This is a genomic window from Halorubrum sp. Boch-26 (genome assembly GCF_029889805.1).
Taxonomy (GTDB): Archaea; Halobacteriota; Halobacteria; order Halobacteriales; family Haloferacaceae; genus Halorubrum.
Genome location: NZ_JARANT010000155.1, coordinates 1 through 2,663 on the forward strand (window position 1 = coordinate 1; position 2,663 = coordinate 2,663).

A 2,663-nucleotide genomic window follows, 5' to 3' on the forward strand; every position below is an offset into this window, starting at 1 on the left:
CGCCCCCCTGCGGGGGTCGGGCGCCGCGCTGGCGCGGCGCGCGGGGGTCGAGCGGCGGCTCCCGCTGGCGACGACCGCGTTCGTCGCCGACGACCCGACGGCGGACGTCGCGGCGCTCGCCGACGACCTCGACCTGGCGCTGACCGCGACCGACCCAGCGTTCGACGCGGGCGACCACCCGGCGATGCGGGCGTACGCCCGCGGCGAGGCGAAGGAGGGCGTCGGGATGGGCGGCGCGCTGGCGCTCGCCGACCGCGCGGGAGTCCCCGACGCCGACCTGCGCGAGCGCGTCGCCGCGATCACCGACCGGCTACTCGCCGAGCGCGAGGGGGATGCGGCGGGCGCGACGGGAGGTGACCCCCGATGAAGGGAATCGTCCTCGGCGGCGTCAGCTCCGGCGTCGGCAAGACCGTCGCGACGCTCGCGGCGATCCGGGCGCTCGACGGCGCGGGCCGCACTGTCCAGCCGGCGAAGGCCGGCCCCGACTTCATCGACCCGAGCCACCACGAGCGCGTGGCGGGGCGCCCCTCCCGGACGCTCGACCTCTGGCTGCAGGGCGAGGACGGGCTCCGCCGGAACTACGCCCGCGGCGCGGGCGACGTCTGCGTCGTCGAGGGCGTGATGGGGCTGTACGACGGCGACGGGTCGAGCACGGCCGCGGTCGCCGAGGCGCTCGACCTCCCCGTCGTGCTCGTGGTCGACGCCAGCGCGGGGATGGAGAGCGTCGCCGCGACCGCGCTCGGCTTCCGGGCGTACGCCGAGCGCGCGGGCCGCGACGTCGACGTCGCCGGGGTGATCGCCCAGCGCGCGCACGGCGGCCGCCACGAGGACGGGATCCGCGGGGCGCTCCCCGACGAGCTGACCTACCTCGGCCGTATCCCGCCGAACGACGACCTAGAAGTCCCCGAGCGGCACCTCGGGCTCCACATGGGCGACGAGTCCCCGCTCCCCGACGACGCGCTCGACGCGGCCGCGGAGGGGCTCCGACCCGATCGGTTGCTGGACATCGCGCGGGAGCCGGCGGGGGCGGGCGACGCGGCCGCCGCTGGCGACCCGGCCGAACCGACCGACGCCGACCGCCCCCGCGTCGCGGTCGCCCGCGATGAGGCGTTCCGGTTCGCGTATCCGGCCACCGTCGAGCGCCTGCGCGAGCGGGCGACCGTCGAGCCGTTCGCTCCGACCGCGGGCGACCCCCTCCCGCCGTGCGACGGGATCTACCTCCCCGGCGGCTACCCGGAGCTGCGCGCCGCGGAACTCGCCGAGAGTCCGGCGCTCGACGACATCGCGAACGCGGCCGCAGAGGGGGTCCCGGTGCTCGGCGAGTGCGGCGGGCTGATGGCGCTCGCCGAGTCGCTGACGACCGTCGAGGGCGAGACGCACGCGATGGCGGGGGTGCTCCCGGCGGACGTGCGGATGCGCGACCGGTACCAGGCGCTCGACCACGTGGAACTGCGTGCGCGACGGGACGCGCCGACGGCCGCGGCGGGCGAGACGCTGCGGGGCCACGAGTTCCACTACTCGACGGCCGACGCCGCGAGCGACGCCCGGTTCGCCTTCGACGTGGAGCGCGGGACCGGGATCGACGGCGATCGCGACGGCCTGACCGAACACCGAACGCTGGGAACGTACTGTCACGTCCACCCCGAGAGCGGGGCGTTCGACGCGTTCATCGACGGGCTGTGACCGCGATGTCACTCCCTGCTCTCCCCGCGTTCGACGCCGTCCCCGCCCTCACCGCGCTGGCGATCGCGGTCGCGCTCGACCTCGCGGTCGCGGAGCCGCCGGGGCGGGTCCACCCGGTGGCGCTGTTCGGCTCGCTCGTCGAGCCGGTCGATCGGGAGTGGACGCGCCCGCGGCGCGTCGGCGTCGCCGCCGCGGTCTTGCTCCCGCTCGCCGCCGCGGCGGTCGCGGGCGGGGTCGTGGCGGTCGCCTCCCTCACGCTCCCCGCCCTCGCCGTCCCGGTCGCCGGCGCGCTCCTCTTCTCGCTCGTCAGCCTCCGGATGCTGCGCGAGGTCACCGCCGACGTCGTCGCGCAGACCGAGAGCGACCCCGAGGCGGCCCGCGAGTCGATCCGGGCGCTGGTGGGGCGGGACGCCGCCGCCCTCTCGCCGGCGGCCCTCCGGAGCGCGGCGGTCGAGAGCGCGACCGAGAACCTCGCCGACGGGTTCGTCGCGCCGCTCGCGGGGTTCGCGGCCGGCGCGACGGTCGGGCCGGCGGTCGCTCCGGGCGCGGCCCTCCCGCTCGGCGTCGCCGGCGCGGCGTGGGTGAAGGCCGTGAACACGCTCGACTCGATGCTCGGCTACCGGTCGAAGCCCGTCGGCTGGGCGAGCGCCCGGCTCGACGACGCCGTGATGTACCTCCCGGCCCGCGCGGCCGCGGCCTGTCTCGCGCTCGCGGCCGGGTCGGTCGGGGCGCTCTCTCGGGCGCGAGCGTGGGCGCGGGAGCCGGGATCGCCGAACTCCGGCTGGCCGATGGCGACCGCGGCGGTCGCGCTCGACGTGCGGCTGGCGAAGCCGGGCCACTACGCGCTCAACCCGGCGGCCGCGCCGCCGACCGTCGCCGACGCGGAGCGGGCGGTCCGGCTCGTCGGCGTCGCCGGCGGCGTCGCCGTCGCGGGGACGGCGGGGTGGCTGGCGGCGGTTGCGGGGGTGATCGCGTGGTCC

General features: G+C 78.0%; 2 protein-coding genes and 1 pseudogene. All 3 read left to right on the forward strand.

All coding sequences use genetic code 11. The features are described 5' to 3' along the window. Positions 1-367, forward strand: a pseudogene (locus OQF71_RS14260) (TIGR00303 family protein); the annotation flags it as partial. Beyond that, entirely contained in the window at positions 364-1,683 is a 1,320-nt protein-coding gene (locus tag OQF71_RS14265; protein ID WP_280588475.1) for a cobyrinic acid a,c-diamide synthase, read from the forward strand. The pseudogene OQF71_RS14260 and the gene OQF71_RS14265, both read left to right, overlap by 4 nt. Positions 1,684-1,688: 5 nt before the next feature. Beyond that, positions 1,689-2,663: CobD/CbiB family cobalamin biosynthesis protein (locus OQF71_RS14270; protein WP_280588476.1), on the forward strand; the 975-nt coding region annotated here is incomplete at its 3' end.

Bases quoted from the DNA above. Each gene is read 5' to 3' on its own strand.
- OQF71_RS14265 (WP_280588475.1), top strand. From the start codon at position 364: ATGAAGGGAATCGTCCTCGGCGGCGTCAGCTCCGGCGTCGGCAAGACC.